This window comes from Syntrophobacterales bacterium (assembly GCA_019429105.1).
Taxonomy (GTDB): Bacteria; Desulfobacterota; Syntrophia; order Syntrophales; family UBA5619; genus DYTH01.
Window position 1 is genome coordinate 1 of sequence record JAHYJE010000086.1, and the last position, 3237, is coordinate 3237.

Sequence of the window (3237 nt, forward strand, 5' to 3'; positions counted from 1 at the left end):
ATCGACCGCTCCTGGGAGAAATTCGTTGTCCCCGAGTGGGGGGTGCGGTGCGTCAGCGATCGGCCGTGGGTGACAATTGCCGAGGCGTCGGAATTGGTTCTAACCCTTGTCGCAATTGGAGAAAGAGAGCGGGCGCAGATCATCTTCAACTGGATAATCGACAAAAGGTACAATGACGGCGCTTACTGGATGGGGGTGACTTTTCCGGACGGCGTTATCTGGCCGGAGGAAAAAACATCGTGGACGGCGGCAGCGGTGCTCCTCGCCTGCGACGCCCTCTACAACGTAACCCCGGCGGGGCGGATTTTCAACCATTCATTCTGGAAGGAAAAAGGACCCGTTGGGGCAGGATTTCCACTCCCGGCTGGTTTTCCGGTTGCGGGTAATTCTGGATTTGCCAAGGATGGCCAGGAAGGTTGAAAAATTGCAAAGAGACCATCGTCCCTACATCATGAAACGCCTGCACCAGGATTTTCAGAAAAGATATGCAAACTGGTTTCTCCGTCCCCATTTTGAAAGTTTCGGCAGGGGATGCACTTTTATGAAACCCTGGTTTGTGGAGATTTTCGGCGGTCCGGTCACCCTTGGCGACTACTGCACGGTTATTGCCACTGCGGACAGCCGTATTCGTCTGACCGTCTGGTCGGCAATGGGACAGCAGGGAGCAATAGATATCGGAAGTTACTCTCTTATTTGTCCTGGGGTGCGAATCAGCGCCGCGACAAAAATATTTATCGGCGCCAGTTGCATGCTGGCCCAGGGGGTTTTTATCACCGATTCCGATTGGCACGGGGTTTACGACAGAAGCCTTCCGGTCGGGAACACCCTTCCCGTCCATATTGAGGATAATGTCTGGATAGGGGACAGCGCCATTGTCTGCAAAGGGGTAAGAATCGGGAAAAACAGCATTGTTGGCGCCGGTTCCGTGGTTGTGCGCGATATTCCCGAAAATGTGATCGCCGCGGGCAATCCCGCAGTGGTCGTAAAATACCTCGATGCCGATCGGCCCATTAAAACTCGAGCGGACTGGCTCGCCGATCCCAAGGCGCTGGCCGCGCAATTTGAAGAAATAGATCGGGCATTTATGAAAAACAACAACTGGTTTGGGTGGGTGCGCTCCCTACTTTTCCCGCGCCGGGGTGATTAGGGAAAGGTATTGCCAGTTCGTTAACACACCCTACACAGCCGTATTTTTAGTAATGAAAGGTAAAGACAAAAGTCCCAATTATGTCGTTCCCGCGACACTTCTGGGGGGGAAAGTGAAGCTTGATGTTCATAATCCAGTTTGTAACTGTCTTAAATCATGGCTGCCCGACAAAAGCATTGTGTACATTAAGCTCCGCTTTCGGGCATGACAAAACGTTTTGCATTTAGCTCATGAGATTCTAATATCAGGAGGTATTTTTAATGAAGGTCGCCATTGTCGCACCGCCCTATCCGCTGGAAGAGGCGCCCGCCCCGCCGCTCGGCGTTACTTATGTGGCCGCCGCTTTCGAAGCCGCCGGGGCAGAGGTGCGGATATTCGATTATATTGTCAGCCGTTATTCTCCGGAGAAGCTGCGGGTGCAGCTTGACGACTTTTGTCCGGACGTCCTTGGGGCAACCTCGGTGACGCTCAATTTTCCGGGAGCGGCGGAGATTGTCTGCGAAGCAAAAAGGATCCGCCCTTCCCTTGTCACCATGATGGGCGGCCCTCACGTCTCCTTTACTGCGGAAAGATCGCTGCATGCATATCCGGGAATAGATATAATCGTGATCGGCGAAGGCGAGGAAACGATTGCCGAGCTGATGGCGACGGGTATGAGCCATCAAAAAATGGATGGCATCAGGGGAATCGCCTACCGGGTTGACGGCGGGATAAAGGTAAATGAACCCAGACCCTTTATTGAAGATATCGATGCACTGCCCCTGCCGGCCCGTCACCTGCTACCCCTTTCCCGATATCAGGCGCTGGGCTTTTCCATCAGCATAATCACCTCACGCGGTTGCCCCTATTCCTGCATCTTTTGTCAGGGCCGCCGGATGGTCGGAAACATTGTAAGAAAAAGAAGCCCCTCTCTGGTTGTCGATGAGATTGCGCAGATCATTTCCTACGGCATTGACCGGATTAATGTCGCGGATGACCTTTTTGTCTCCTCGCCCAAAAGGGTTAAAGAGGTATGCGATGAGATCATCCGCCGGAAACTGCGGTTTTCCTGGAGCGCATTTGCCCGTGTAAATACCGTTGATAAAGAGACCCTGCTCTTAATGCGCGAAACAGGATGCGACAGTATCAGCTTTGGCGTCGAAACGGGAAACCCGGAGATGATGACGCGCATTCGTAAAATGATAACCCTCGATCAGGTCCGCCATGCGGTCTCCCTGTGCCGTGAAGTTGGAATTATTCCCCATACTTCATTCATTGCCGGCCTTCCCGGAGAGACGCCGGCGACGCTCCGGGAAACGGAGGAGTTCGCCTCCCGGCTTGGGTCGCTGTACGGCTATCATCTTTTGGCTCCTTTTCCCGGAACCACGGTTCGCGAAGAGGTGGAAAAATACGACCTCGAAATCATGACCGACGACTGGACAAAATACGACGCCAACAAGGCCATTGTCAGAACCGCCGCGCTTGCGCCTGCGGATCTGGACAAGTTCGTGGCGGATTTTGAAGGCAGAATCGCGACGGTCTGGGAAGAGATGGTGCAGGGCTATCGCAATAAAACCAACACACCGGAGATAGACATGCAGGTGGAGGGACATTTCCGGATGAAGCTGGTTTATCGTCTGCTTTCGGAAGATCTGATTGAAAATCTGGGGGTTGTCAAAAACAATAGGGCAGATTTCGATGCGGGCGCTGATTCCTCGGCAGGAGCCTCCTGCGTCCCTGCCGCCCCTGCCGAAGAGGAACTTTGCCGCAGGATTGAAGCGGCCACGGGTATCGAAGAAGAGCTTATCAGGAAGACGGTGCGAGACTTTATCGAAAAGGGCTATCTTTACGCGATGTTTTCCGAAGATTCCTGCATTTGGCGCTGGACGCACAACAACCAAAACAGATTCGAGTCGCAGGAAACAGTTGTCGGCGGTTGATCTCGTTTCACCTGAAAACGCAGCTTAATGTTTGTAAAATACGTATGAGGCAATTGCAAAACTCTCACATTCTGTCATTCCCGCAATGATTTTAAGCGGGAAAACGAAGTTTAATGTTCATAATCTGGTTCTAACTGCTTGAAAAACCGTATTCCCGATAGAAGCATTGTG

The 3237-nt window shown here is 52.5% G+C and carries 3 protein-coding genes; all 3 read left to right on the top strand.

Annotation, left to right across the window (positions count from 1 at the left end; all coding sequences use genetic code 11):
* Positions 1 to 420, top strand: a 420-nt coding sequence (locus K0B01_14760; GenBank protein MBW6487404.1) for a hypothetical protein, incomplete at its 5' end; no start/stop codon positions are given.
* Positions 404 to 1147, top strand: coding sequence for an acyltransferase (locus K0B01_14765; GenBank protein ID MBW6487405.1), 744 nt, complete (start codon positions 404 to 406; stop codon positions 1145 to 1147). The genes K0B01_14760 and K0B01_14765, both read left to right, overlap by 17 nt.
* Positions 1148 to 1407: 260 nt before the next feature.
* Positions 1408 to 3066: a B12-binding domain-containing radical SAM protein gene (locus K0B01_14770; GenBank protein MBW6487406.1), complete on the top strand. Its 1659-nt coding sequence runs from the start codon at positions 1408 to 1410 to the stop codon at positions 3064 to 3066.
* Positions 3067 to 3237: the final 171 nt, after the last annotated feature.